The 26,410-nt window shown below is 42.3% G+C and carries 23 protein-coding genes; 15 read left to right on the top strand and 8 right to left on the bottom strand.

The features are described 5' to 3' along the window. From AQPE_RS08805 to prmC, 4 genes are all read right to left on the bottom strand, one after another. Entirely contained in the window at positions 1-1,026 is a 1,026-nt protein-coding gene (locus AQPE_RS08805; protein WP_318350692.1) for an efflux RND transporter periplasmic adaptor subunit, read from the bottom strand. A 152-nt stretch (positions 1,027-1,178) separates the two neighbouring features. After that, positions 1,179-1,766 (bottom strand): TetR/AcrR family transcriptional regulator, encoded by a 588-nt coding sequence (locus tag AQPE_RS08800; RefSeq protein ID WP_318350691.1) that lies wholly within the window; start codon positions 1,764-1,766, stop codon positions 1,179-1,181. Between the two features lie 138 nt (positions 1,767-1,904). Beyond that, complete coding sequence (locus tag AQPE_RS08795; RefSeq protein WP_318350690.1) at positions 1,905-2,969, bottom strand: endonuclease/exonuclease/phosphatase family protein; 1,065 nt, start codon at positions 2,967-2,969, stop codon at positions 1,905-1,907. A gap of 109 nt (positions 2,970-3,078) precedes the next feature. Then, a complete protein-coding gene (gene prmC, locus AQPE_RS08790) occupies positions 3,079-3,927 on the bottom strand; it encodes a peptide chain release factor N(5)-glutamine methyltransferase (RefSeq protein WP_318350689.1) in 849 nt (282 codons plus the stop codon). A 35-nt stretch (positions 3,928-3,962) separates the two neighbouring features. Here prmC and ribD point away from each other — a divergent pair, with 35 nt between their 5' ends. Continuing rightward, positions 3,963-5,000, top strand: coding sequence for a bifunctional diaminohydroxyphosphoribosylaminopyrimidine deaminase/5-amino-6-(5-phosphoribosylamino)uracil reductase RibD (gene ribD, locus AQPE_RS08785; protein ID WP_318350688.1), 1,038 nt, complete (start codon positions 3,963-3,965; stop codon positions 4,998-5,000). A gap of 8 nt (positions 5,001-5,008) precedes the next feature. On the opposite strand, the gene AQPE_RS08780 is transcribed toward ribD, so the two are convergent. The 3 genes from AQPE_RS08780 to AQPE_RS08770 form a co-directional block, all read right to left on the bottom strand. Next, the gene (locus tag AQPE_RS08780; protein WP_318350687.1) at positions 5,009-7,072 is read right to left on the bottom strand and encodes a TonB-dependent receptor domain-containing protein; all 2,064 of its coding nucleotides are present in this window, start codon (positions 7,070-7,072) and stop codon (positions 5,009-5,011) included. Between the two features lie 174 nt (positions 7,073-7,246). Further along, entirely contained in the window at positions 7,247-8,083 is an 837-nt protein-coding gene (locus tag AQPE_RS08775; protein WP_318350686.1) for a FixH family protein, read from the bottom strand. A 219-nt stretch (positions 8,084-8,302) separates the two neighbouring features. Beyond that, positions 8,303-8,707: a hypothetical protein gene (locus AQPE_RS08770; RefSeq protein ID WP_318350685.1), complete on the bottom strand. Its 405-nt coding sequence runs from the start codon at positions 8,705-8,707 to the stop codon at positions 8,303-8,305. Positions 8,708-8,946: 239 nt separating this feature from the next. On the opposite strand from AQPE_RS08770, the gene cls reads away from it, so the two are divergent. Continuing rightward, complete coding sequence (gene cls / locus AQPE_RS08765; protein WP_318350684.1) at positions 8,947-10,410, top strand: cardiolipin synthase; 1,464 nt, start codon at positions 8,947-8,949, stop codon at positions 10,408-10,410. A 96-nt stretch (positions 10,411-10,506) separates the two neighbouring features. Next, positions 10,507-11,067: a hypothetical protein gene (locus tag AQPE_RS08760; RefSeq protein ID WP_318350683.1), complete on the top strand. Its 561-nt coding sequence runs from the start codon at positions 10,507-10,509 to the stop codon at positions 11,065-11,067. 103 nt (positions 11,068-11,170) lie between these two features. Here the strand turns inward: AQPE_RS08760 and AQPE_RS08755 are convergent, their stop codons facing one another. Beyond that, positions 11,171-12,637: a tryptophanase gene (locus AQPE_RS08755; RefSeq protein WP_318350682.1), complete on the bottom strand. Its 1,467-nt coding sequence runs from the start codon at positions 12,635-12,637 to the stop codon at positions 11,171-11,173. Between the two features lie 434 nt (positions 12,638-13,071). On the opposite strand from AQPE_RS08755, the gene AQPE_RS08750 reads away from it, so the two are divergent. The 12 genes from AQPE_RS08750 (at position 13,072) to AQPE_RS08695 (ending at position 26,400) form a co-directional block, all read left to right on the top strand. Beyond that, entirely contained in the window at positions 13,072-13,896 is an 825-nt protein-coding gene (locus AQPE_RS08750; protein WP_318350681.1) for a glycoside hydrolase family 16 protein, read from the top strand. A gap of 106 nt (positions 13,897-14,002) precedes the next feature. Next, positions 14,003-15,145 carry a DEAD/DEAH box helicase gene (locus AQPE_RS08745; RefSeq protein ID WP_318350680.1) on the top strand — a complete coding sequence of 381 codons (1,143 nt, stop codon included), beginning with the start codon at positions 14,003-14,005 and terminating at the stop codon, positions 15,143-15,145. 32 nt (positions 15,146-15,177) lie between these two features. After that, positions 15,178-15,888: a type 1 glutamine amidotransferase gene (locus tag AQPE_RS08740; RefSeq protein ID WP_318350679.1), complete on the top strand. Its 711-nt coding sequence runs from the start codon at positions 15,178-15,180 to the stop codon at positions 15,886-15,888. A gap of 100 nt (positions 15,889-15,988) precedes the next feature. Further along, the gene (locus AQPE_RS08735) at positions 15,989-17,527 is read left to right on the top strand and encodes a YifB family Mg chelatase-like AAA ATPase (protein WP_318350678.1); all 1,539 of its coding nucleotides are present in this window, start codon (positions 15,989-15,991) and stop codon (positions 17,525-17,527) included. Positions 17,528-17,712: 185 nt separating this feature from the next. Then, a complete protein-coding gene (locus AQPE_RS08730; RefSeq protein ID WP_318350677.1) occupies positions 17,713-18,069 on the top strand; it encodes a helix-turn-helix domain-containing protein in 357 nt (118 codons plus the stop codon). Then, complete coding sequence (locus AQPE_RS08725) at positions 18,069-19,361, top strand: type II toxin-antitoxin system HipA family toxin (RefSeq protein ID WP_318350676.1); 1,293 nt, start codon at positions 18,069-18,071, stop codon at positions 19,359-19,361. Before AQPE_RS08730 ends, AQPE_RS08725 begins: the two co-directional genes overlap by 1 nt. 2 nt (positions 19,362-19,363) lie before the next feature. Continuing rightward, positions 19,364-20,083 carry a tRNA1(Val) (adenine(37)-N6)-methyltransferase gene (locus tag AQPE_RS08720; RefSeq protein WP_318350675.1) on the top strand — a complete coding sequence of 240 codons (720 nt, stop codon included), beginning with the start codon at positions 19,364-19,366 and terminating at the stop codon, positions 20,081-20,083. 178 nt (positions 20,084-20,261) lie between these two features. Further along, entirely contained in the window at positions 20,262-20,942 is a 681-nt protein-coding gene (locus AQPE_RS08715) for a ferredoxin--NADP reductase (RefSeq protein ID WP_318350674.1), read from the top strand. Between the two features lie 135 nt (positions 20,943-21,077). After that, the gene (gene miaB, locus AQPE_RS08710; RefSeq protein WP_318350673.1) at positions 21,078-22,430 is read left to right on the top strand and encodes a tRNA (N6-isopentenyl adenosine(37)-C2)-methylthiotransferase MiaB; all 1,353 of its coding nucleotides are present in this window, start codon (positions 21,078-21,080) and stop codon (positions 22,428-22,430) included. A gap of 134 nt (positions 22,431-22,564) precedes the next feature. Continuing rightward, positions 22,565-23,866 (top strand): tRNA (N(6)-L-threonylcarbamoyladenosine(37)-C(2))-methylthiotransferase MtaB, encoded by a 1,302-nt coding sequence (mtaB, locus tag AQPE_RS08705; RefSeq protein WP_318350672.1) that lies wholly within the window; start codon positions 22,565-22,567, stop codon positions 23,864-23,866. A 39-nt stretch (positions 23,867-23,905) separates the two neighbouring features. Beyond that, positions 23,906-25,474 (top strand): carboxyl transferase domain-containing protein, encoded by a 1,569-nt coding sequence (locus AQPE_RS08700; RefSeq protein WP_318350671.1) that lies wholly within the window; start codon positions 23,906-23,908, stop codon positions 25,472-25,474. 134 nt (positions 25,475-25,608) lie between these two features. After that, positions 25,609-26,400: an enoyl-CoA hydratase-related protein gene (locus tag AQPE_RS08695; protein ID WP_318350670.1), complete on the top strand. Its 792-nt coding sequence runs from the start codon at positions 25,609-25,611 to the stop codon at positions 26,398-26,400. Positions 26,401-26,410 lie beyond the last annotated feature (10 nt).

Here is a 26,410-nt window from a genome sequence, read left to right as displayed (position 1 = left end):
TTAAAGGATAATTTGACTGTTGTCTGTTAGTTTCTCTTTTCCTTCCACCACAATTGACTGGTTTGCTGTTAATCCGCTAAGTATCTCTAAACCATTATTCTGGTAGTCTCCAAGTTTAACGATCTGTTTTCTGACGCTTTTCTGATCGTCGGTAACAACATACACAAATGAACTGCCATCGGTATCTTTTGATATGGCATTGTATGGGATCAAAACCATTTGCTTTTCGGCGGTTGTATTCAATGTCACATCGCAAACCATTCCAGGTTTAATTTCAAGATTCGTATTCTTCACTGTTATTTTCACCTCGTAGGTTCTTGAAAACTGGTCGGCAACAACTCCCACATTCGTTATTGTTCCTTCGTATTGTTTATTTTCGAGTGCCGAGATGGTAAACGAAGCGTTCATGCCTTTTTTTATTTTCCCAATTTCGTTTTCAGGAACTGATATTTTTACCAGAATGGTCTCAATTTTCACCAGTTCCAAAGGAGAAAAACTAGAAAGGGACGACTGGCCCGGTTCAACATTTCGTTTACCGATAATTCCACTAACAGGCGCATATAAATTGCATTTCTCAAGGCTGTTTTTGGAGACCTGCAACTGCGATTCTGCCTTTTTCAGGTTCGTTTCCATCTCCACCCATTTAACTTCCGACAAACTGCCGTTATCGTAAACTTGTTTGAGGCGGTCGTAGGCATCTTTGGCCTGCTGGTAGGTGGCCAGCGACAAATTATACATACTTTGATTGTCGGCCTTATTGACTGTAGCCAGCAATTGTCCTTTACGCACGGCATCTCCCTCCTGTACCAAAACCTGCTCTACAGTTCCTGAACTTTGGAACGAAAGCGGAATAGTTTGTGCAGCCTCGACGGTTCCGCTGTAGCGCAGGTCGGACAAACCATTAAATGTTTGCACGGCCTGCGCTTTTACTTTAATGGCAGTAACTTCTTGTTTAACTGCTTCTTGTTTCTGTTTGCAACCGAATAAGATGATTACGATTGCTGATAAAATCATTGTTTTCTGCATAACTATCATTGTTTAATTATTAGATACTGAACGACTGGTATGTGGCTGATAATAAAACATACTAAACAACCGGTATGTTTTATTGAAAGATACTGAACGACTGGTATGTGTTGTGTCCGGAATTAAATATTTCATTTTGGATTAAGTCGAATTTATTTTTTTAGAAGTTTATAAAATTCAGATGTTTGTTTTTTTAGCAGTTCAATGGCGTCTTCAATCGAGAAGTTTCGCATTACATTTCCGGCAAGTCCCATGTTAATTGCGAAGAAATTGTTTGCTACAAGGTCAGGATCAATATCGCTTCTGATCTCACCATTTGAAATTGCATTTTTCAAAACCTGAACAGTTTTTTCTATTTCGCCATTGATGAAGTTTCCTTGATTTTCGGCAAAGCCAGGATAATGCTTTAATGCATCGGCAATCAGTGAAATATAGGAGATTGGCGAAAAAGTCATCGAATGCTGGAATAATGATCTAAAAATCTTTTCCGTTTGCTTGACTGACAATTGAATGAACTCTTCAAGCGTTATTGTTTCAATTTCAGCATCAAATGCGACGATTCGGAAGTATTTGTCAATTACACCAATGAACAATTCTTCTTTATTTTTAAAGTGATGATACAAAGCACCTTTGGTTAATCCAATGGCTTTACTGATGTCGCTAATTGAGACTGCTTCGTAGCTACTATTTAAAAATAGCTTAAACGATTCTTCGATGATAAAATCTTTTGTGTTATCCATATCTTTACATACTAAACGATCGGTATGCAAATATAAATCCTTTTTTCAGAATTAAAAGTCTTGAGCAAAAAAATACAATAACTTAACACAACAATAAGTAATTATTGAAGGCTAAAAAGCTAGAGCAATGGTTTTGTTTTACTTTTCTGCTGGAAATAAGTCGCAGCTAATAGGGTAATGATCGGAGTGATTTAGCGAGGAAACTTCGAAATTATAACTGGTAAATTTAGGGCTGTATAAAATGTAATCGATCCGGAACGATGGCAGTTTTCCGTTGTATGTATTGGCTGTTCCTTTTCCTGAATCGGTAAACGAATCTTTCAGATCGCCCCGAACAGTTCGGTATGTAAACGAGACCGGGGTATCATTGAAATCGCCGCAAACAATTACCGGATAGGGACACTGATTCAGATGTTCGCGCAAGGTGGCTGCCTGCTCGGCTCTTTTGATGATGGCATCTTTGAATTTCGCGCTCAACTCCTTTATTTGAGTCATCGTTTTCTTCTGGTTTTCAAAATTCATCGAGTCGATTGAATTGATTTCGGTTGGGCGTAAGCGGTACGATTGAAGGTGGCAATTATAAACTCTTACCGTATCCGAATTCAGTAAAATATCGGTATAAATAATCATGTTCCCAGAATTGTTGAATCTAATTTCACCCATGTTCAGGATTGGGAAACGGGTTAGCGTAAGCTGCCCTCCTTCATGACTGGTATGGGCCAATTGCATGTGACTAATCTGCGGAAGTTTACTGTTGGCTACATCAAAAATCTGCCGTTTGTTTAGTCTTACTTCCTGTAAACAAATAATATCAGCATTATTTTGTCGCAAATAATCCAAAATATGATCGGCATTTTCTTTGGTCGGAAACTGATTGCTTCCCATAAAATACTTGACATTGTAACTGATAATCTTAATCCCCTTTTCCTTTGTTTGCTGTCCATGAAATTGCAGATAGTTGCCAATTTGGTTATACCCGGATAGAATAACAACCAGGGATAAAAGGATAAATACAGGCTTGAGAAATATCCATAATACGATGAAAATAAGATTGATCACCAGAATGTATGGATATGCCATTCCGAATAAGGCAGCAAACCAAAGCTTTTCGGGGCTTAGAAAAACTGATATGGTTGCAAACACAAGTGCCGCTGCTGCTATCAGATTAAAAAGGAAAAGGGTATATACAAAAAACTGTTTCAACGAGATTGTGGTTTAGATTCCAACTTCACATTTGATCGCTTGCTCCTTCAACAAATATAGGAAATTTTGGGAGTCAGAAGACAGAATAAAGAAGAGCAAAGAAATCCAATTACAGAACCCAACGGCATCCAATCATTCGGTCTTTACCGTGAATGTCTTTTTTTAGTATAATTTCCGAAAACCCTTTCTCCTGAAGCATTTCGTAACATTCCGGTCCAAAAGCTTCGTTAATTTCGAAGTAGAGATGACCTTGATTCTTTAGGTGAATTCTGGAGAAATCGGCAATCCGTTGGTAGAAAATCAAGGGTTGTTCATTAGATACGAACAAGGCCAATTCGGGTTCGTGGTCAAGCACATTTTTCTCCATCAGGGGCTTTTCTTTTTCACGAATGTAAGGTGGGTTGCTTACAATAATATCCAGTTCAGGAAAACTAAAGTCAGGTACATTGTTTAAAATATCATATGGAATGACAGAGACTTCAGCGGAATTTAGCTCCGAATTCCGTTTGGCGGTTTCGAGACAAACAGGCGAAATGTCGCAGGCCAAAACTGTCGATTGAGGTATGTTTTTTTGGAGTGAAATGGCGATACAGCCTGTTCCTGTTCCAATATCCAGAATGGATGGTTTCGAACTTTTATTTTCCTGAATGATCCATTGCACAAGCTCCTCCGTTTCCGGGCGCGGAATCAACACTTCAGGAACTGTATAGAATGGCAATCCATAAAATTCAGTCGTTCCCAGAATGTACTGGATTGGTTCATGATTTTTAAGGCGCGCAACTATTTTTTCGATTTCTGAAAACTCTTCCTGGCAGAGTTTTTCGTCTTTCGCCAACAAAAACTGTGTGCGCGAGTATCCTTTCAACTTCTCAAAAATCAGGAAAGTCAAGCTCTCAATTTCCTCTCTCGCGTAGATTCCTTCCAATTCTTTTTTGACGAATGCAATACCTGCTTTCATTATTGTTATTTTTGCCAAAGTTAATTTTTTCGCCGATGAGTACGCCCGAAACTTTTATGCAACGTTGTCTCGATCTTGCACTGCTTGGAATAGGTGACGTGGCTCCCAATCCCATGGTCGGTTGTGTAATTGTGCACAATGGGAAGATCATAGGAGAGGGTTACCACGAAAAATTTGGGCAACCTCATGCTGAAGTGAATGCCATTCGTTCGGTAAAAAATCCGGAATTGCTGAAGGAGTCAACTTTGTATGTTTCGCTTGAACCGTGCGCGCATTTTGGGAAAACTCCACCGTGCTCCGATTTGATCATCGAAACCCAGATTCCTAAAGTCGTAATAGGAACTATTGATCCCTTTGCTGCAGTTGCCGGCAAAGGAATTGAGCGCATGCAAAAAGCAGGAATTGAGGTTGAAGTGGGACTTCTGGAGAAAAAATGCCGAACGATTAACCGCCGGTTTTTTACTTTTCACGAACAAAAACGACCGTATATTATCCTGAAATGGGCTCAAACGCTCGATGGTTTTATCGATACCGATCGCACCGAAACGAAACATCCGACCTGGATTACAAATGCTTTGTCGAAACGGTTGGTTCACAAACAGCGATCCGAAGAATCGGCCATCTTGATTGGTACAAATACGGCAGAGTATGATAATCCGGCGCTAACTGTACGCGAATGGACAGGCTCACAACCCATCCGAATGGTGCTCGATCGCTCCGGACGATTGAACCCAAATTTGATCATTTTTGATGGCAAAGCTCCAACCTGGGTTTTTACTGGGATTGATCAGGAGGATCGGGAAAACCTGAAATTCATCAAACTCGATTTCGGACGGAATATTCTGCCACAAATGATGGAAGAGCTCTACAAAAGAGATATTCTTTCGGTTATTGTTGAAGGCGGCAGCGAATTGTTGAATAGTTTTCTTGAACTGAATTTGTGGGATGAAGCATTTGTTTATACTGGAAATCAATTTTTCGGGAAAGGTGTTGCCGCTCCTCATATTTCAGGAAAAACTATTGCCTACCGAAAACTAGACGATTGCAAACTGCATGTCCTGAAAAACAAATAAATCAGTAATCAGAACGAGAATTTGAGAAGCAATTCCACATTTCTGCCCGGCCGGTTGATGCGACCCCAATCCAAATGATCGTAATAAGCTTTGTTCAAAAGGTTCGAAATTCCCCACCCAATATCTGCAACAACATGCCTGAAATGAATGACATAACTTCCTTTTACCTGAAAAATTGAATAGGCTGGACTTGTAGTTTCTCCGTAACTTTTATTGATGCGGTTTTGCGCCAGCGACGACTCATTTTCAACCTGAACTGAGAAATTTTCTTTTTGATATTTGACCGAAATGATATTTTTCAGCGGAGGAATCAGCGGAATGGCTTCTCCTGAATTTAACTCACCAAACGTAAACTTACTGATCATGAAAACGGAAATTGCTTTGACCGGAGTATACAGTAAATCCAAATCAGTGCTGAATAGTCGGGCGGATGGAATATTTGAATATATGCGAGTTCCGTTTGTGTAGAAATTCATCGGCGGAATATCCGGATTGGTGATCCCCAGAATATAATCGTGTACCAAACTAAGCGATTGGCTTAAGTTGATTTTTAAGTTACTTTTTGCCAGTTGAATTTCCATCCGGATAAAATCTGATTTTTCGGTTTTGATGTAAGGATTCCCGATGTAGTCGTAGCCGTCGTATGCATTGTACAAATAAAATCCCAGTCGTTCGGTAATCGTTGGCAGACGCTCCGAATAACCCAACGTCGCATTTGCCGAGACGTATTTTCCCAGGCTGTATTGCGACGATAGATTCAGGCTTTTTACCAATCGGCTTTGCTTTTTGGCAAGCGAGTAACCGAATACCGAAAATTGCTGCTGCCCGTATTCCGATTGCAAAACATCGATGTTATAATCAAGCCTTCCGTTTACAGTAAGCTGAAATTTATCTGATGCAAAGGTTGTATTCTGCAGAAAAAGTCCTGTAACATTCCGGAGCATTTCGGGCCAGGTTTGCATGTACATGGGTGGTTCCGGAACGGTCGATTTGCGGTTCATGTGCATTGTCATTTCGGCCAGCGAATGATTGGTGTAATTGTCAATTTTCAGGCTCAACTTATTTTTCGGGTTCCAAAATCGTTCCGCCTGAAGGTATGTGCCAAAAGTTGAACTTTCGCCCGGCATGTCCATGCGCATGAAAACGGTGTCATTCTTTCCTGTAGTGTTGTTTTTCAGGAAGAAAGTGCTGTCGCGTTTCGAGTCGTCCATGACATGCAAAACCGAATTGAAATAGACTTTAGCTTTCAGTTTGGTTTTTCCGTTTCTGTTGAATTCGAGCGCTGCCAGCGTGGCTCGCGCTTTCGAAACGTCCATGGGCAATGCCGGATAACCCACATTGTGAGCCAGATCGTACAAAAAATCAGCTTTCATAAAGCTATTTCCTGAAGTTGTGTATTTCAGGACCGAATGAATGTTGGTTTTTTCGAATTGCGAAAATGGAATAAGTTGGTTGTTGCCATCGCGGTAATTTTCGTTTTTGCGGTAAACACCGTCAATTCCCCAGGCCCACTTGTTTTTACTTAGTCCTGAAGAAAAGAGTATATTCCTGCCGCGCGACACCGATTCGTAGCCAAACCCAACGGACGTAAAAGGAATATCGGAGCTGGTTTCTTCCGGTTCCTGAAGGGTCATATCAACCGAGCCGCCAACGTTGCAGCCGTTCATATTTCCGTTGGTTCCCTGGTTGATGGAGATGTTTTTCAAATTGGTCGGTTCGATGTACGAAGTCACCGGATCCATTTTGTCGGTGCAGGCGCCAAACATTTTCATGCCGTCGATGGTCACATTCAGTTGCCCTCCTGAAAAACCATGAAGCATGGGTTCCAGCGCATACGCGCCGCGTTTGATGAGCGACATCCCTTCCAGTCGCGCATTGATGTTGTCGATAGTTGCGAAATGGTTGGTTCGGTAATAGTCGAGCAAATCTTTATTGCCAAGCGGCAGGTTTGCCGAAATGACGACCTCGCTCAGGTGAATTGTATCACGAGTCATATCCGTTCTGTCCGGCATTTGTGCCATAGAGATTACAGGCAAAAATGACAGTAGAAGCATTTGGTAAAGCTTATTCATAAGTGAAAAATATGAGGCTGTTTCAAGGTAATCAGTCCTGTCATCCTGAACTTCCTGCCCGCTCGCTTGGCATGCGGGGTTTCAGAATCTCAACAGAAAGGCTGACAGACCCCGAACTAAATACGTGGTGATTGCTATCATTGAAACATTACCATTAAAACAGCCTCTTTTTGTTTAAAAGGTTATATTGAAATACAAATCCTTAGAGACGGCTTGTCCGTCTTTCTTTACCAGCACATTTACACGCCATTCTCCGGTCATGGTGAAATTCACTTTGCCTTTGTAGTGGCCATTTCCGGAGCTAACTGGATTAACATTGTTGGGCGAGCCATGACCCATGCTTGGCATTTCAGGAGTAATCTCAATGGTGTAACTGTCATCAGCCGGCCAATCCATCATGCTTGCCTTTCGGTGGATTGTAAATTCAATGTCGTTCATTCCAACCTTCGGCGCCATTGGTTCGAGCAACGACAAAACCAGTTTGCTGGCATCAGGAGTGATGGTTGTAAAAACATTCATTACTACAGTTGCCGGATTATCGACAGTGATGTCGAAATTTGCTTCACCTTCTTTCCCCGACTTGTGATTGTGAACAGATATGCCAAGTTTCCATGTTCCGCCGGTTGACGTTGGCATGACAAAAGCCACCGCTCCGGGGAAAACATCGTCAACAGCATTTTCTTCCGGATTTTCAACGGGAGCTGCATGTTGGGTAATCATTCCGTTCATCGTCATGGTCATGAGCGGCAAAAATTGAATGTGTGCATCGGTAATTTTTTCTTTCAGGTTTAATGAATCGTATAAAACCACGATAAGTTTATTGTAACCCATAAAGAAATTTTTTTGCCCCCAAAGTTCAACTTTTGCTGAAGTGCCAAGAGCATAGTCATCGGCAAGTTTGGTATAACCGTCAAGCGGATCAACAATGGGTTCGTCGTTGTTACTGGTGCACGAAAAAAGAAATGCTGAAAAAATTATAAAGTATATTGTTTTGACAAAACTGATTTTCATGTTTTATTTTTTTTGAATAGACTATTGGCCGTTAAAATGCATTTCGCCACAGTTGAATGTGTAGCAATGCCTTCGACCTAAAAAATACCATATCCTGAATCCTAATTTTGTAGCGTTTGAATGCAACGAAACTGAACTCACGGAATTAGTGTGAATCCGGCATCAAATGATCAAAACCTTATTTTGATCGGGCATTTAAAAATGAGTTTCAGGTAAAACTTACGAAACAATGAGTGTGTCGAACTGCGGCTGGGGAGGAACAAAAATGGCAGAAGCAAAACGAATTGCGATTTGCGGCTGTAAGAAAACCGGATAACTCCGCAAGACGGCATCAAAATCGTCTTTGATGCAAGGTTGAATTTTCAAAAAATCGTCGATCTGGGTTCTTTGCTGTTTTTGCGACGATTCGCTTTTGGCTGTATCGCTTGATTCATCGCTCTTGGCGAGTTGCTTTTTTAAGTGGCATCTCCCCTGGCAACAACTTTTGGGTTTGTCGCGGTTGATGCAAAGATTTTTGGCAATATAATCCTTGTTCAGTGCGTATTCAATGAAAGGCATAACTGGTCTCAAAACATACAAGATCAGCACCCCAAGGAAAAAGATTGAATAGATTCTGGTTTTCATCGACATTTAAACATGAAGGGTATTTAATTGTTCACGTTTGATTATCTGAATTTTATGCTTTCTTGTTGTGTTATCTATTATATACAGAACGGAATGATCAGCATTTCAAGCTAAAGGGTATTGCGATGTCAACGTTAATTCTTGATTCGAGACGATTGTATAAGATGCTGCAAATTTCACTTGTTTTTATGTCGTTTTTTAATGACATTTAGTCGCAATAAACAATTCAGAGAAAACCGATGGCTTTTTTGCTCGATATTTGGAAATCATTGCCAAGTTTGGTTACAATCCTTTATTTCCTAACGGTTGTCTTTACCGCTATTCTTATTATTTTAGAAAATCGAAACCCTCAGAAAACGATTAGTTGGATTTTGGTTTTGGTTTTGTTACCGTTTATTGGAATTGTGATTTATTTGTTTTTTGGTCAGGAATATCGAAAAACCAAAATGTATTCGCGCAAGGGGTTAAAACACCTTGAAAGACTTCGGAACTTAACTTTGGAACAACTTGATAACCTTCCGGAGAATCATTTTCAAATCAGCGAAAAGCTATATTCAAAAAAGAGGCTCATGAATTTGTTGCTTTCCAATTCAAACGCCATTTTGACCAACAACAACGAAGTTCAGATTTTGCACAATGGAGCAGAAACCTTTCCGGAGATATTCCGCACGATGGAGGAAGCGAAGCATCACATTCACCTTGAATATTATATTATTGAAAATGACCGAATCGGGAATTATCTCAGAGAGCTTCTGATTAGGAAAGCTCAGGAAGGCATTGAAGTCCGGTTGATATTTGACGATGTGGGCAGTTGGGAACTGAAAAAGAAGTTCATCAGGTCGATGTCGGATGCTGGAGTCAAGGTCGATTGTTTTATGAAGGTTCGTTTCCCGATGCTGACTTCCAGAGTTAATTACCGCAATCATCGTAAAATTTTGGTGGTCGATGGTGAAACGGCTTTTGTTGGAGGTTTGAATTTTGCCGATCGTTATCAGGATGGAGTTCCGGGAATCGGCCCATGGCGCGACACGCACCTAAAAGTGAAAGGTGGCGGCGCTACAGCTCTTCAAATTATTTTTATGGCCGACTGGTATTTCGTTTCGAAAGAGATTTTGAAAGGTGAGGATTACTTTAAGCCGTTTGCATCGGGGAATGGAAAATTGGTTCAGATGACGGCCAGTGGCCCGGACTCGGATTGGGAAAGCATTAGCCAGGCTTATTTTGTTGCTATTTCTTCGGCTACCGATTATGTGTATATTTCTACTCCTTACCTGATGCCAACTGATGATATTGTTACGGCTCTGAAAACTTCGGCTTTGGGAGGTATTGATGTGCGGATTATTGTACCGGGTTTATCGGATGCCATAACTCCCAAATGGGGAACAAATTCGTATGTTGAAGAGTTACTTGAAGCTGGTGTGAAAGTTTATTTCTACAAAGCAGGGTTCACGCACAGCAAAGTTATTGTTTCTGATGGTGTTTTCTCTTCGGTCGGAACAGCAAACCTGGACTTCAGGAGCCTTGAAACCAATTTTGAAGTTAATGCCATGATTTATGACGAAGAAATAGCCAAAGTCCTAACGAATCAATTTTTGGAAGATCAGGAAAAAAGCGAGCTGGTTATCTTGGAGGAATGGCAAAAACGGCCTCGGATAAACAAAATCAAAGAGTCGTTTGCCCGTATTTTAGCTCCAATGCTTTAGTTTTGGTTTTCAATCGTATAGATCCGTCATTCATACTATTTTAATTAGGGTATTTCTCTGGGAAAATGTCTCTTTGTTAAAGCTAAACTCAAAGCCATGAACAGAAAAGATTTTTTCCGGGGATCGCTTGCACTTAGTGCCTGTGCCGGATGTTTTTTATTACCTGCAAACAACCTGATAGCTTCCGAAACCCTTCCGGATGATGAAAAGTACAAAAATCTTCTTCAGGAGAAGGAGTTTATTCAGAATTGGCTTTCTGATTTAATCGGGACTATCGAAACTGAACTTGATGAAGCTACTAAAGTGAAATTGATGGCCGGATGTGGACGTGGCTGCTTCAATCGCCACAAGTTTAAAAGCGATATTGCAGTGAAGGGGAAGGGCGATTTAGAGAAGCTGATTGAAGCTTATAAAAACAACTTTGAAGTCTGGAAAGAAGGAAATACGGTGCATATTCGTTACGGTGAAGTTTCGCAGGGATGCTATTGTCCGGCAGCCAAATTTCGGCCGGCAAAACCTAACGATTTGCATTGCGAATGTACGCGTGCCACGCATCAAACCATTTTTGAAACAGCATTGGGTCGCCCAATTGATGTGAAAATTCTGGAATCGGTTCGCCGGGGAAATAAAACCTGCCATTTTTTGGCTACGGTTTAAATCAGGTTAAGGCCGGGTACAATAAAAAATCGCCCTGCAAACTAAAGGGATGCAGGGCGAAAACCTAATTTGGGGGATAATTATTTGTTGTTTGTTTCAGCCATTACAGGCTGTCTCCAAAATCTTCACGGAACTTGGCCACAAGCTTTTCTACCCAATCGCCGATCGGTTTCAATTTTCCGACGAAGAAACGAAGAACCGGAGGTTCCTCTGTCCACTCCAGACCACCAACAAGGTGGCGGTTGTCATAAAGCCATTGGATACGATCTTCGGCATATTTAATTTGCGACAAAGTAAACACCCGGCGAGGAAATGCCAACCGGAGTAGTTCTACATCGGCCAAAACATCATCTCCATTTTCGTCGCGAACACTCGAAATGGTGCCGCGTTCCATCCCACGAATTCCTGAACAAATATACATGGCAGCGGCAAGCGCCCCGGCCGGATATTGGGTTTGAGGAATGTGCGATAAAAATTGCCCTGCATCCAAATGGCATCCCAAGCCGCCGGAAGGTGTGATTACCGGAATACCTCGTTTATCAAGAGAATCGACCAGATATTTGATAAATGTTGGCGAATGGCTGATTACATTAAAATCTAAGGTTTCGTACAAACCAACTGACATTGCTTCAATTTCACGCACACTCATACCTCCATAAGTTAAGAAACCTTCGTAGAGTGGCACCCAGTCACGCATTTTCATGTAAATATCATGATTGTTTGTGCATATTCCACCACCACGCGTACAACTAACTTTTCTTCCTGAGAAATAAGAAAAATCAGTGTAGCTCAACATCTCGTGCAAAATATCCTTGATTGGTTTATTTTGATACCCTTCTTCCCTGACTTTAATGAAGTAGAGATTTTCGTTGATCAAGCTGATATCCATCAGAACCATGATGCCATGAGTTTTCGCAATTGCTGAAACTTCACGAAGGTTTGCCATTGAGAATGGTTGACCGCCGATCAGGTTGGTTCCGGCTTCAAAACGGATATAGGCTACATTTTCAGCGCCCCATTTTTCGATAACCCTGTTCAGTTTATTGATGTCCATGTTTCCTTTGAATGGGAAACTGCTTTTTGTTTTGAGGGCTTCGTCGGTATAAATTTCTTCAACAGCGCTACCCATCATTTCGATGTGAGCTTTGGTTGTGGTGAAATGATAGTTCATCGGAACAACGGTTCCAGGTTTGCAGAAAGACTTGGCGATAATGTGTTCTGCGGCACGGCCCTGATGAACCGGAAGAAAGAATTTCTGATTGAAAACGTCGCTGATAGCTTTTTCGAGTTTGGTGTAACTGGCTGATCCTGCATACGAATCATCAGCAACACTCATTGCTGCCACCTGGTTATCGCTCATGGCATTAGTGCCTGAGTCGGTTAACATGTCGAGGTAAACATCCTTGTTTTGAAGCAAAAAAGTATTGAATCCGGCTCCAAATATTGACTCTTTGCGTTCTTCGATTGGTAAAAGGTTAAGTTTTTGAACTACACGCACTTTATGCATTTCAAGTGGCGTAACTTCACCGCTGTAAAATTTTACAGTTCTCAATTGTTCGAAATTCTCCATAAGTTAATTCTAAATTGGTTAGTTAACATTTAAATCAGAGCTCGCATAAATCTGAGTAGCTCATATATAAATCGATTTTTGGTTTTGCGAGTATAATAATAAATGATTTGTAATCAAAATGATGTGCTGAGTTTTGATTCGTAGCCTATAGGTGTTAATAAACATGAATATGTAATTATATTGAGTGTATTTTTTGGTGATTGATATTTGTCAGCCTCTCAGAGATATGGATTGAAAAGGTACACTGGCTGATTTTCCCAGCTCCCAATGAGAATTGATTGAAAATTAGGTTATCCTGTATCTTAAGTGTTGTTTTTTAAATAGTTAATCGGTATGTTTAAGTTTATTAATCGTTGTTATTGTTTGAAGACTTAGCGTAATCGAAAACTTTTAACCGGAAATCAAGGTTTTGGTAGTATAAATTATTCAGGCCAATGAAACAATTCTTCTTTTTTGTTTGTGTTTTGACCTTGTTAATTTCAGGAGGTTGTAAGGATAATCCAAAGGATCCGAGTCCAGACTCTGAAATACCAGCGGGTTATCAATTGGTATGGAGTGATGAATTTAACTACACCGGGTTGCCCGATGCGTCAAAATGGAGCTATGATATTGGAGGAGGCGGTTGGGGAAACGAAGAAGCACAATATTATACCGATTCACGTTTAGCGAATGCCGAAGTAAAAGGTGGTTACCTTTTCATTAATGCCATAAAGGAAGATTTCGAGGGCAAAAAATATACCTCAGCCCGGTTAGTCACACGAACAAAAGGCGACTGGCTGTATGGACGAATTGAGGTGAGAGCCAAACTTCCTGAAGGAGTAGGGATGTGGCCGGCAATTTGGATGCTGCCAACCGATTGGGCTTATGGTGGATGGCCTGCTAGTGGGGAAATCGACATTATGGAAAATTTGGGATATATTCCATATTTTATTTCCGCAACTGTTCAAACGCAATCCTACAATTTCCGGAGTAATTCTCAAAAGCAAGCCATTACTGGAGTTCCTGATTGTTATACCCAATTTCATAATTACATCCTTGAATGGGAAAGCAGAGAATTACGGATTTATGTTGATTCAAAACTCTACCAAACTTTCAAGAATGAAGGAACTGGATACTTGGTCTGGCCTTTCGATAAACAGTTTCACCTTATCCTGAATGTTGCTGTTGGAGGTACTTTTGGTGGCGCTCAGGGCATTGACGACAGCATTTTTCCACGTTCAATGGCGATTGATTATGTCAGGGTTTATCAGAAAAAATGATTGGCGAAGCTTTGAGTCTGCTGATTTTGAAATCTCTGTGTCGAATTTTCTCCTTCACTAAAAATTTATTCCTCTATCTTTGCCTCAGAAACTTATTCAATTCAATATGTCCTTTTCATCCTTCGGTTTATCGCCTGCTCTTGTGAACATTTTGACTGCGCAGCATTATACACAGCCGTACCCTATTCAAAAAGAAGCTATTCCGGCAATTTTGCAACAAAAAGATTTGTTGGGCATAGCCCCAACGGGTTCGGGTAAAACGGCGAGTTATGTTTTGCCTATTTTAACGAATCTGCAAGGTCAGGTGGCTCCTAAAAACCGGCATGCCCGGGTTTTGGTTTTGGTGCCAACCCGCGAATTGGCGGTGCAGGTTCGTGATGTTTTCATCCAATTTGGAACCGAACTTCCGGAACGTGTAAAAACGATTGCTGTTTTTGGAGGTGTTTCAATTAATCCGCAAATGATAGGATTACAGGGTGTTCAGGTCTTGGTTGCTACTCCCGGAAGGTTACTTGAACTGGTTGATTCGAAAGCGGTACACTTGTCCGAAATTGAAACGTTGGTTTTGGATGAGGCCGATAAAATGCTCAATCTTGGTTTTCAGGAAGAGATGACACGCATTTTTGCACTGTTGCCAAAAAAACGTCAGAATCTTTTGTTTTCGGCTACGTTGAGTGATAAATTGGACAGTATCAACCAAATTATTCTGAACAATCCGGTGGTGATCAAAATTGAACCGGAAAAAGAAAACATTGATTTAATTGAGCAGACGGGCTATTTTGTTCCGCTGGAAAGGAAAGGTCCGCTGTTGCGCTACATCATCAAAAAGAACAACCTGCAGCAGGTATTGGTTTTCACCTCTTCAACTTTTCAGGCCGATAATGTGGCCGATAAACTCTGCAAGAATGGAATCGATGCCGTTTCAATTCACAGCAAAAAAAGTCAGGGCGCCAGAACTGAAGCTTTGCGAGAGTTTAAAACGGGTACGCTTCGGGTTTTGGTCACTACCGATTTGTTGGCGCGTGGCATCGACATTGAGTTTTTGCCGCATGTAATCAACTACGAATTGCCACGCTCGCCCAAAGACTACGTTCACCGGATTGGACGAACCGGTAGGGCTGAAAATCCCGGCGAGGCCATTTCGTTTGTTACGCCTGAAGATCAGCATCATTTCCGGATTATTCAGAAAAAGATGGGCAAATGGGTGACTATGATCGATAGTGCCAATCTTGATTTGAAAGGATTCTAAGGTTTTTGTTCATCTGACATTCAAATACAACTATGAAAACACTCCGGATTCATTATCTGCAACACGTTCCTTTTGAAGGTTTGGGTTGCATTGCCGATTGGGCATCAGTTAAAGGACATTCGCTTTCAGCAACTAAATTTTATGAGAACACGAATTTGCCTAAACTTGCTGATTTTGATTGGTTAATTGTTATGGGTGGGCCGATGGGAGTTTATGACGAAATGAAATTTGACTGGTTGCCCGCTGAAAAAGAATTCATCCGGGATGCAATTCAGGCAGGGAAAACGGTAATTGGCATTTGCTTGGGTGCGCAATTGATTGCTTCGAGTCTGGGCGCAAAAGTTTATCCAAATGCCGAAAAGGAAATCGGTTGGTATCCAGTTTTTTCAACAGAATACGGAATGAACAAAAATCTATTGAGTGGAAACCTCGATCCATTTCCTGTTTTTCATTGGCACGGCGACACTTTTGATTTGCCATCCGGAGCGCTCAGGCTTGCTTCGAGCGAGGCTTGTTTAAATCAGGCATTTATTTATAATCATAAGGTTATCGGATTGCAATTTCACTTTGAAGTAACTGAGAATTCGCTTCATCAAATGATTACTTTTTGTGGCGAAGAACTGGTAATCGACCGGTATGTTCAATCTGCCGAAACGATTCTCGGCTATGTTCAATTCATCAACGAGGTCAATAACAGAATGTTTTATTTACTCGACTTCATGGAAGGCGGTAAAGACGTTTGATTTGATGAATCGGGTTAAAAATCAAAAAAGACATCATAATTTTGGTTGTCTGCACAGGTCTTTGTAAATTAGGGATTATCAATTCTCTAACTTCCATCTCATGCTGATCAAAACTTTCGCCAGCGCCGTTCATGGCATCGATGCAACAACAATTACGATTGAGACCGAAATTTCTCAGGGCATTAAATTTTTCATGGTAGGCCTGCCTGATAATGCTGTAAAAGAGAGTCAGCAGCGCATCGAATCGGCCATGCGGCTCAATAACTTTAAATGGCCCCACAAAAAAGTAGTGATCAACATGGCTCCGGCAGATATTCGTAAAGAGGGTTCGGCTTATGATTTGCCACTTGCGATTGGTATTCTTGCTGCGAACGAACAAATAAAATCAGACAAAATTTCAAATTTCCTGATGGTTGGCGAATTGTCACTCGACGGAAATCTTCAGCCCGTAAAAGGAGCCTTGCCCATTGCCATCAAAGCACGCGAAGAAGGTTTCGAAGGTTTTATCCTTCCAAAGGAAAATGCACGCGAAGCGGCTGTGGTCGATACCTTGAAAGTTTATGGCGTAGAAAGCCTCAGCGAAGTGGTCGGGTTTTTCAATGACGAAGTGGAACTGGAGCAAACCATTGTCAATACCCGCGAAGAGTTTTTCTCGAAAGTAAACGAGTGTGATGTCGACTTCTCTGACGTTAAAGGTCAGGAGAATGTGAAGCGTGCTCTGGAAATTGCTGCTGCCGGCGGTCATAACATTATCATGATTGGTCCTCCTGGTGCAGGAAAAACCATGTTGGCGAAACGGATTCCTACGATATTGCCACCGTTTACCCTTCGTGAAGCGCTGGAAACCACTAAAATTCATTCGGTAGTCGGGAAAATTGATCGCGATACCTCTTTGATGACTCAACGTCCTTTTAGGAGTCCGCACCATACAATTTCTGATGTAGCTCTCGTTGGCGGAGGGGCCTTTCCTCAGCCAGGGGAAATTAGCCTCGCGCACAACGGAGTCCTTTTCCTGGACGAACTTCCTGAGTTCAAAAGGCAGGTGCTCGAAGTGATGCGGCAACCCTTGGAAGATCGGACAATCACCATTTCAAGGGCAAAATTCACGGTTGAATATCCGGCAAGTTTTATGCTGGTGACTTCGATGAATCCGTGTCCGTGCGGATACTATAATCATCCGACCAAAGAGTGCGTTTGTGCTCCGGGAATGGTTCCCAAGTACCTTAATAAAATCTCAGGGCCATTGCTCGACCGAATTGACATTCATTTGGAAGTAGTGCCTGTGCCGTTCAAAAAACTGTCCGATCAAGCGGCTACTGAACCTAGTTCAGCCATTCGTGAGCGAGTAATCAAGGCGCGCGAAATTCAGTCCGAGCGGTTTGCCAAAAGCGAGGGCGTTTTTTGCAATGCTCAAATGTCGTCAAAAATGATCCGTCAATATGTCGATTTGGACGAAGCTAGCAGTAGTTTGCTGAAAAATGCCATGGAGAAACTCGGATTATCGGCTCGTGCCTACGATCGTATTTTGAAAGTTTCGCGCACTATTGCCGATCTGGAAGGAAATGAGCGGGTTGAAAGTCATCATCTGTCTGAAGCCATTCAGTACCGAAGTCTGGATCGGGAAAATTGGGGCGGATGATAAGATTTAAGAATTTATATTTTGAATTTTTATGATGTCAAAAACCGACATAAATAAACTAATTTGACGTTAATGATGTATAAAACCAACTGAATATGTAAAAATAGTGGTAAAATTTATTTAATTTCCAATTAAGTATTATATTTGTGTATAAAAACCATCAATAACTATTAAAATACAATATAATGATGGAAAATACAAACATTAATTGGAATGAGTTAAGCGATGGAGCATTGCTTGAAAAGATTGGCCAATTTGTTCAGCAAACACGCCTTCGTCAAAATAAGAGTCAGCAACAGGTGGCCGATGCTGCCGGAGTTAACCGGAGTACCTTGAGTCAGGTCGAAAACGGTCGTGGAGGAACTCTCCTTTCTCTGATCCAGATTTTGAGAGTGCTCAATCAAATGTCGTTCCTGAAAGTTTTTCAGGTTGAAGAGAAAATTAGTCCCATGTATCTTGCGAAGCTGGAAGTGAAAAAGCGAAGGCGGGCCCGAACCCACAAAACTGATGATCTAAAACCATATTCTTTACCCGATTGGTGATGATTGAAAATGCTTTCATAAATATTTGGAATAAACGCATTGGCGCTATTCATTGGAATTCAGAATCGGGATTTGCTGATTTTGAGTTTGATCCGGCGTTTTCCCAGTATGGGTTGGATGTGTCGCCACTGAAAATGCCAATCAGAGAAGCCTCCGATAATATATTTTCATTTCGCGAACTTGCCGGAAGCAAAACATTTAAGGGTTTGCCAGGTTTGCTGGCCGATGTTTTGCCCGATCGTTACGGGAACGAGCTTATTAATACCTGGCTTGCCCGTGTTGGTCGCCCTTCAGGAAGTATGAACCCGGTTGAAATGCTCTGCTTTATCGGAAAACGTGGAATGGGAGCCTTGGAGTTCGAACCGGTAGTACCAAAATCTGCCAATCAGGCAACCATTGTGGAAATAGGAAGTTTGGTTGATGTAGCACAGCAAATCCTGACCGGGAGACAATCGTTTCAGTCTCAATTATCTCACGACGAACAGAAATCTCTATCAGATATTCTGAAAATAGGAACTTCAGCAGGTGGTGCCAGGGCAAAAGCAATTGTTGCCTGGAACGCTGAAACGGGCGAAGTCCGATCTGGTCAGACCGATGCTCCTGAAGGCTTTACACAATGGCTTCTTAAGTTCGATGGGGTCGATGACAGTCAGTTTGGAGCAACCTGGGGCTATGGCAGGGTTGAGATGGCCTACCACCTGATGGCTCTGGATTGCGGCATTGAGATGACCGAATGCAGATTGATCGAGGAGAACGGACGCGCTCATTTTATGACCCGACGGTTCGATCGACCCTCTGATAACGAGAAATTGCACGTACAAACGTTTTGTGGCTTGATACACTACGATTTTAACGACATTTATTCGTACAGCTACGAGCAACTGTTTCAGACGATGAGAATGCTGCGGCTGACTTACCCTGAAGCTGAACAAATGTTTCGCCGGATGGTGTTTAATGTGATGGCCCAAAATTGTGACGATCATACTAAAAACTTTGCATTTACAATGAATCAAGTGGGAGAGTGGAAGCTTGCGCCTGCTTACGATATTTGCCATGCCTACCGTCCCGGAAGCAGTTGGGTAAGCCAACATGCCCTCAGTATAAACGGCAAACGGCAAGGAATTTCGCGTGATGATTTATTGGAAGTTGGCCGCCAGATGAATGTAAAAAAGGCTCCGGAAATTATCAGCCAAATTTCGGAAGTGGTTGAAAGGTGGCGCGAATTTGCAGAACAGGTAAAAGTTGAGTCAGAGCTGAGGGACGCTATCGGAAAAACACTGCTGATTATTTAATTATGCCCCGAAATAACTATTTCCAATTTAAGCAATTCTGGATTATTCAAGAACGATCGGCCATGAAAGTGGGCATGGACGGCGTATTGCTGGGGGCGTGGGCTGATCCTTCAGGCGCTGAACGAATTCTCGATATTGGTACCGGCACCGGACTGATCGCCCTGATGATGGCTCAGAAAAACAATCGGGCGCAAATTGATGCCATTGAAGTTGATCAGGAGGCTTTTAGCGAAGCAGCTCTGAATTGTCAGCAATCGTCGTGGACTGATCGGATTAGATTGGAATTGTGCAGCTTACAGGAGTTTGCTGAAGGCACAGCTCAGAAATATGATCTGATTGTGAGCAATCCGCCATTCTTTACTAACGGCATAAAAGCGCCGCTCGAAAGCCGCGCACAGGCTCGTCATTCCGATTCGCTGCCTTTGGATGTTTTAATTTCAGGAGCAACTGGCATGCTTTCTGAGAAAGGAAGAATTGCTCTTGTTTTGCCCATCGAAACACTTCCGGAAATTGAAAATCTGGCGCAATCGAATGGCCTTTTTATTTCGCGGTTGTGCCGTGTAAAACCCAACCCACCGAAACCTGTTTTCAGGATATTGATTGAATTGACCAATTCCGAATGCGTGATTCAGGAATCAGAATTAATGATCGAATTCGAAAAACACCACGATTACACGCCCGAATACAGGGAGCTGACTAAAGATTTTTACCTGAAATTTTAATTGAGCTTTTCCCGAGGCTTTTGTCGACTTTCCAGTATCAATTCCCCATAAAATTTATCGATCAAACAAAACGTTGGATTTTTGGTTAGTATCCCAAATGTTATTTTTAATTTCGAATAAAAGACTTCATTGTCTGAAATAAAAGATTTGATTAACTTTGCAGCCAAAATTGATTGCCATGATGAATTTAATTAGACACGAGATAAAAATCGACGAAAGTTTTTATAAGGTTGAAGAGGTCAGACAATTGACCAATGAAACATTTTCGCTGAAACTGCCCAAAGCCCGTTTTGCGTTTAAGGCAGGTCAGCATATTTCGCTGGGCATTCACGGCGATTACCAAAGTCGCGAATATTCGATTTACAGCGGTGCCGACGACGAAAATCTTGAAGTGTTGGTGAAAGAAGTGCAGAATGGTTATTTTACACCCAAACTCCGGAAGCTGAAAGTTGGTGATCTGGTCGAAATTCACGGACCATTCGGAAAATTTGGGATGGAACCCAAAGATGCCGAAACCGGAAAATTTGTGTTCATTGCAAGTGGAACAGGTATTGCGCCCTTCCGCAGCATGGTTCGTACATATCCTGAAATTGATTACACCTTGATTCATGGAGTTCGGCATTCTGAAGAAGCATACGACCGTAACGAATACGCCACCGACCGATACATTCTTTGCTCCAGCCGCGATAAAAAAGGAACTTACCACGGGCGACTGACCGGTTACCTGAAAGGTTGTACTTTTTCTCCTGAAACACATTTTTACCTTTGCGGCAACAGCGACATGATTTTCGATGCCCTCGAAATCCTGAAAGACAAAGGCTTTGAACGCGACCAAATCCACTGCGAAGTATATTTTTAGTCGAAGAAATAACCACATAGACACATAGAACACATAGGATTTTATTGAGCTCAGGTTCAATATCAATTCTCAATTGGGTTTTTGGAAATTTTCTATTGTGACCTATCTGACTATGTGGTTCTATAAAATTAAAAAATGAAATACCACCTGATTACATTGGGTTGCCAGATGAACCTTTCCGATAGCGAGCGCGTGAGTTCTGTACTCGAAAGCATGGGTTACGAACGTACGGAAAACGAGGAAGAAGCCAGTCTGCTCGGAATGTTAGCCTGTTCGGTGCGGCAAAAACCCATCGATAAGGTTTACAACAAAATTGCCCAATGGAACAAATGGAAAAACAAACGCAATGTGGTCACTTTTGTCTCCGGATGCATTTTGCCTGCCGATAAAGAGAAATTCCTGAAATCGTTCGACTTGATTTTCCAGATGAGCGAATTGGCTCAATTGCCCGAAATGATTCGTGAATATGGAGTGGTGACGCCAGCCGGCTTGAGAACTCCACAACCTACCATGCCCAAAAACGAACACATTGCGGAAATGTGGCACATCAAACCCAAATACCAGTCGACTTACGAAGCCTTTGTCCCAATCCAGAATGGTTGCGATAAATTCTGCACCTTCTGCGCTGTTCCTTATACCCGTGGCCGTGAAGTTTCGCGCCCTTCCGGAGAAATTATAGATGAGGTGCGCCATCTGGTTAATCAGGGTTACAAATCGATTACCCTGTTGGGGCAAAATGTGAATTCGTATGGACTGGACAAAAACGGCGAAGAAATTAATTTTGCTGAATTACTCCGGCAGATTGGCGAATATGGAAAAGCTTCCGGAGAAGAATTCTGGGTGTATTTCACTTCGCCGCATCCGCAGGACATGAACCGCGAAGTGATTGAAGTGATTGCTGCATATGATTGTCTGGCCAAACAAATTCATTTGCCCATGCAAAGCGGCGATGAGCGTGTACTGATTAAGATGAACCGCCGCCATTCGATGGACAAATATCGCCACATTGTGGCCGATATTCGCGAACTGATTCCACAGGCTACTTTGTTTACCGACATCATTGTTGGTTTTTCTAGCGAAGGAGAAGCTGAGTTTCAGAACACCGCGGCAGCAATGAATGAATTTCAGTTTAACATGGCCTACATTGCCATGTATTCACCGCGACCGGGAGCTGCCAGTTACCGTTGGGAAAACGAAGTTTCTTCGGACGACAAAAAAGATCGGCTTCACCGGCTTTCCGAAATTTTGAAAGGACATTCGAGAGCCTACAACGAAACCTTGATAGGCAAAACGATGCGTGTCCTGATTAATGGAACCGACCGAAAGACGGGCTTCTCAACCGGTTTGAATGAAGGCAAGCTGATTGTACGTCTTGATTGTCAAAACAACTCGCTGATGGGGAAAATCGTTGATGTGAAAATCACTTCGGCTGCCGATTTTTCGATGAGTGGCGAACTTCAGGAAGTGTTCAGTCACAGTAATCAGTGAATCAACGCGATAATATCCTTTGCCGTCACATTTATGCGACGGATATGAAACAACAAAAAACAAGGCGCATCCAGGAATCAGATTTGAATTGAGAATGCTGTATGCGCCGCTATGTAAATCCAGAAAATAAGATAGTGAATCTAACGAATACTAAAAAAGTCGCTTTTAAAACCCTTGGCTGTCGGCTCAATCAATACGAAACCGATGCTTTGGTCACCGATTTCGACAAGGCTGGTTACCAACTCGTTAATTTTGATGAATCGCCTGATGTGGTGGTGGTCAATACCTGCACGGTAACCAATCAAAGCGACCAAAAATCACGAACAACGATTAGTCAGGCCGCCCGCGCCAACAGCAATGCCGTGGTAGTAGTGACCGGCTGTATGGCCAATAATTTCAAGGAAAAGCTCGAATCTCAGGACAACATTACTTTTGTGGTGGAGAACAATCGCAAAAGTTCGATTCTTTCATTGGTTGATGCTCATTTTTCAGGAGAAATTTTGCATCCAAATCAGTTACCACAGGATGTTTTTCGTTACGAGCCGGTTCAGAAAAGTCTGCATACACGCAGTGCCGTGAAAATTCAGGATGGATGCGATAATTTCTGTACGTTTTGCATCATTCCCATGGTACGTGGTCGTGCCGTTTCGAGACCCGTTTCTGAAGTTCTGGAGAGTGTGCGCAAAACCATCGAAAACGGATTTAAAGAAATTGTAATTACCGGTGTAAATATCGGCCGGTATGAAGACGGAGAAGCACGGTTTGAAGATCTACTGGCTCAGGTTCTTGAAGTCCCGGGAGATTTCCGGGTGCGCATCTCGTCGCTCGAACCCGATGGTTTTGGCGACCGTTTTGTTGACTTGTTTAAGCATCCGAAACTGATGCCGCACCTGCATTTGTGCTTACAAAGCGGTTCCGACAAAACGTTGCTGAGGATGCGTCGCATGTATGACGTGGAGCAATTCCGTAAAACAGTGAATCGTTTCCGGTCAGTTTATCCTGATTTTAATTTCACTACCGACATTATCGTGGGCTTTCCGGGTGAAACGGAGGAGGAATTTAAGGAGACATTGGATGCAGTGCACGAGTTCAATTTCAGCCATGTACACACTTTCAAATATTCAGTTCGCCGAGGAACACGTGCCGAACGATTGGAGAATCATATTCCAGAGAAAATTAAGACCGAACGATCGGCTAAAATCAGGGAACTTTCCGAAGAAAATAAAAAGCAATATTTGACTTCATTCATTGGGAAAACGCAGCAAGTTTTGGTCGAGAAGATAACTCAGGGCATCGCCAATGGGTATGGACAACATTACATTCCGGTTCGTTTTAAGTCGAGCGGGGTACAAAAAAATACGGTTCACTCCATTCTGCTAACCGAAATCAGGGGGACGGGAGAAAATATGTACTTGTTTGGTGAACTAAACGATTAGTTTTTTTGTCTATGGATTGAAACAATTCTGTTTAATCAAATGACCACAAAAATTAAACAAAGCGATGTACGAACTTCTTCTCCCGAATTTCAGGAGAATTTCAGGAATTATTCGGAAATACTGAAAATTTTTCGTGATGAGTTGGCTTTAGTCAGTTCGCATGGAGGCGAAGCCGCGGTTGAAAAACATCGCTCCCGGGGAAAACTGCTAGCTCGCGAACGCATCAATTTGTTGGTCGATCAGAATACTCCGTTTCTCGAACTTTCATCGTTTGCAGCCTACAATCAATACGAAAATGCTTTTCCATCGGCTGGAATTGTTAGCGGAATCGGCATTGTTAAGGGGCGCGAGTGCCTGATTATTGCCAATGACGCCACTGTAAAAGGTGGAACTTACATCCGCGAAACCATCAAAAAACACGTTCGGGCACAGGAAATTGCCCGTCAAAATAAACTCATTTGCATTTATCTGGTCGATTCGGGCGGAATTTATCTGCCTGAACAGGCTCATGTTTTTCCAGACCGGTTCGATTTTGGCCGGGTATTTTACAATCAGGCACGCATGTCGGCCGAAGGAATTCCGCAGATTTCGGTGGTGATGGGTTCATGTACTGCTGGCGGCGCTTACGTTCCGGCGATGAGCGACGAAACCATCATGGTGCGCAACCAGGGAACCATTTTTATTGGCGGGCCACCACTGGTATTGGCTGCTACTGGCGAAGAAGTTACACCGGAAGAATTGGGTGGTGCCGAGGTGCATACTACCATCTCGGGTGTGGCCGATCACATGGCTGAAGATGATCTGGATGCTTTGCGAATTTGCCGCGATATTGTGGCTGGATTACCTGTTCAGGAGAAACAAAAGATAGAAATTCAAAAAGAAAAAGAACCGCTTTATCCTTCTGAAGAATTGTATGGTTTGCTACCAGCAGATTTGAAAAAGCCAATCAACACACATGCAATCATTAGCAGATTGGTCGATGGAAGCGAGTTTCAGGAATTTAAAGCGAACTACGGAAAAACACTGGTAACTGGATTTGCCCGAATATGGGGTTTCCCAATCGGAATTATCGCCAACAACAGTTTCCTGACTTCAGAAAGTTCGCTGAAAGGCGCTCATTTTATTCAGTTGTGTGTGCAGCGTAAAATTCCGTTGCTTTTTCTGCAAAACATTACCGGCTTTGTCGTTGGTAAAAAATATGAACATGGTGGCATTGCTCGCGATGGGGCAAAACTGATCAATGCAGTTGCCAATGCCGCAGTTCCAAAATTTACGGTGGTGATTGGCGGCTCTTTTGGCGCTGGAAATTACGCCATGGCTGGTCGGGCTTTCGATCCACATTTTTTGTTTATGTGGCCACATTCGCGCATTTCTGTGATGGGCGGCGAGCAGGCTTCAGGAGTCCTGAAAAGCATCGGTAGTAACGGATCTGGAGATAATTTACTTGAACAGTTTAACGAAGAAAGTTCAGCCTATTATAGTTCGTCGCGTTTGTGGGATGATGGAATTATCGATCCGGCCGATACGCGAAAAGTTTTGGCTATGGCTATATCAGTTTCGCTTAATCGTCCGTTTGGAGAACCGGGATACGGGGTTTTCAGGATGTGAAGCGAGTTCCGGATTCCGGGTTGCGTGTTTCGAGTTGAGATCACATTTCGGAGCATTATCCTTTGCCGTCACATTTATGTGACGGACATGATAGCTAAAAAAAGATTTAAGGACAAATACGAATAAATAAAAAGGTGAAAAACGACTATCGATATATCGAAATTCAGCATAAAGGACAAGTAATTGGGATTAATCTAAATCGTCCTGAACGACACAATGCCCTGATTTTAGAAATGATTGACGAGCTGGATCAGGCTTTGGAAGAGATCTCGGGAATGAATGAAGTACTTTTTGTAGTGCTCTCCGGAAATGGCCGTTCGTTTTGTGCCGGTGCTGACCTGAATTGGTTTTATAGTTCGGAAGAACACTCGATTGAACAAAGTATTGAGCAATACAAGCATCTGGCCGATTTACTGCTCCGACTTTTTCAATTACCTCAGATTACCATCGCAGCAGTTCGCGGAAACGTATTTGGAGGCGGAATAGGATTAATGGCAGCCTGCGATTTTGTTTTGGCCGAAGCAAATACCCGTTTCATGTTTAGCGAAGTGAAACTTGGTCTTCTACCCGCCACGATTTTGCCGTTTGTTGCGAACCGTTTGTCTGTTCAAAATCTCCGGAAATGGATATTAACGGGAAACCTGTTTGTTGTAAATGAAGCTCACCGGATTGGTCTGGTTGACGAAATCTATAGCGAAGAAAACTTTGAAAGCGAACTGTCAGCATTAATTGCTTCGTTTAAATCTGCATCACCGTCTGCAGTGAAAAGGGCCAAACAATTGATTAATGATGTGGTTTCCGGAAGTATTGATGTTACTGATACCAAAGCCACTTCCACAATTTTGGCCAAGGCTCTTTTATCTCCTGATGGTCAGGAAGGAATTCATGCATTTTTTGACAAAAGGAAACCGGAATGGGGAAAGTAGATTGTCTCAG

It is taken from the genome of Aquipluma nitroreducens (assembly GCF_009689585.1).
Classification (GTDB): Bacteria; Bacteroidota; Bacteroidia; order Bacteroidales; family Prolixibacteraceae; genus Aquipluma; species Aquipluma nitroreducens.
Note: the sequence above shows the minus strand (reverse complement) of the source record. Positions and strands in the feature narration are given on the sequence as shown.

What these genes read in the sequence shown, in the direction of transcription:
- AQPE_RS08805 (WP_318350692.1), bottom strand. Translation starts at nt 1,026, where the DNA reads ATGCAGAAAACAATGATTTTATCAGCAATCGTAATCATCTTATTCGGT.
- AQPE_RS08800 (WP_318350691.1), bottom strand. Translation starts at nt 1,766, where the DNA reads ATGGATAACACAAAAGATTTTATCATCGAAGAATCGTTTAAGCTATTT.
- prmC (WP_318350689.1), bottom strand. Translation starts at nt 3,927, where the DNA reads ATGAAAGCAGGTATTGCATTCGTCAAAAAAGAATTGGAAGGAATCTAC.
- ribD (WP_318350688.1), top strand. Translation starts at nt 3,963, where the DNA reads ATGAGTACGCCCGAAACTTTTATGCAACGTTGTCTCGATCTTGCACTG.
- AQPE_RS08780 (WP_318350687.1), bottom strand. Translation starts at nt 7,072, where the DNA reads ATGAATAAGCTTTACCAAATGCTTCTACTGTCATTTTTGCCTGTAATC.
- AQPE_RS08775 (WP_318350686.1), bottom strand. Translation starts at nt 8,083, where the DNA reads ATGAAAATCAGTTTTGTCAAAACAATATACTTTATAATTTTTTCAGCA.
- AQPE_RS08770 (WP_318350685.1), bottom strand. Translation starts at nt 8,707, where the DNA reads ATGAAAACCAGAATCTATTCAATCTTTTTCCTTGGGGTGCTGATCTTG.
- cls (WP_318350684.1), top strand. Translation starts at nt 8,947, where the DNA reads ATGGCTTTTTTGCTCGATATTTGGAAATCATTGCCAAGTTTGGTTACA.
- AQPE_RS08760 (WP_318350683.1), top strand. Translation starts at nt 10,507, where the DNA reads ATGAACAGAAAAGATTTTTTCCGGGGATCGCTTGCACTTAGTGCCTGT.
- AQPE_RS08755 (WP_318350682.1), bottom strand. Translation starts at nt 12,637, where the DNA reads ATGGAGAATTTCGAACAATTGAGAACTGTAAAATTTTACAGCGGTGAA.
- AQPE_RS08750 (WP_318350681.1), top strand. Translation starts at nt 13,072, where the DNA reads ATGAAACAATTCTTCTTTTTTGTTTGTGTTTTGACCTTGTTAATTTCA.
- AQPE_RS08745 (WP_318350680.1), top strand. Translation starts at nt 14,003, where the DNA reads ATGTCCTTTTCATCCTTCGGTTTATCGCCTGCTCTTGTGAACATTTTG.
- AQPE_RS08740 (WP_318350679.1), top strand. Translation starts at nt 15,178, where the DNA reads ATGAAAACACTCCGGATTCATTATCTGCAACACGTTCCTTTTGAAGGT.
- AQPE_RS08735 (WP_318350678.1), top strand. Translation starts at nt 15,989, where the DNA reads ATGCTGATCAAAACTTTCGCCAGCGCCGTTCATGGCATCGATGCAACA.
- AQPE_RS08730 (WP_318350677.1), top strand. Translation starts at nt 17,713, where the DNA reads ATGATGGAAAATACAAACATTAATTGGAATGAGTTAAGCGATGGAGCA.
- AQPE_RS08725 (WP_318350676.1), top strand. Translation starts at nt 18,069, where the DNA reads ATGATTGAAAATGCTTTCATAAATATTTGGAATAAACGCATTGGCGCT.
- AQPE_RS08720 (WP_318350675.1), top strand. Translation starts at nt 19,364, where the DNA reads ATGCCCCGAAATAACTATTTCCAATTTAAGCAATTCTGGATTATTCAA.
- AQPE_RS08715 (WP_318350674.1), top strand. Translation starts at nt 20,262, where the DNA reads ATGATGAATTTAATTAGACACGAGATAAAAATCGACGAAAGTTTTTAT.
- miaB (WP_318350673.1), top strand. Translation starts at nt 21,078, where the DNA reads ATGAAATACCACCTGATTACATTGGGTTGCCAGATGAACCTTTCCGAT.
- AQPE_RS08700 (WP_318350671.1), top strand. Translation starts at nt 23,906, where the DNA reads ATGACCACAAAAATTAAACAAAGCGATGTACGAACTTCTTCTCCCGAA.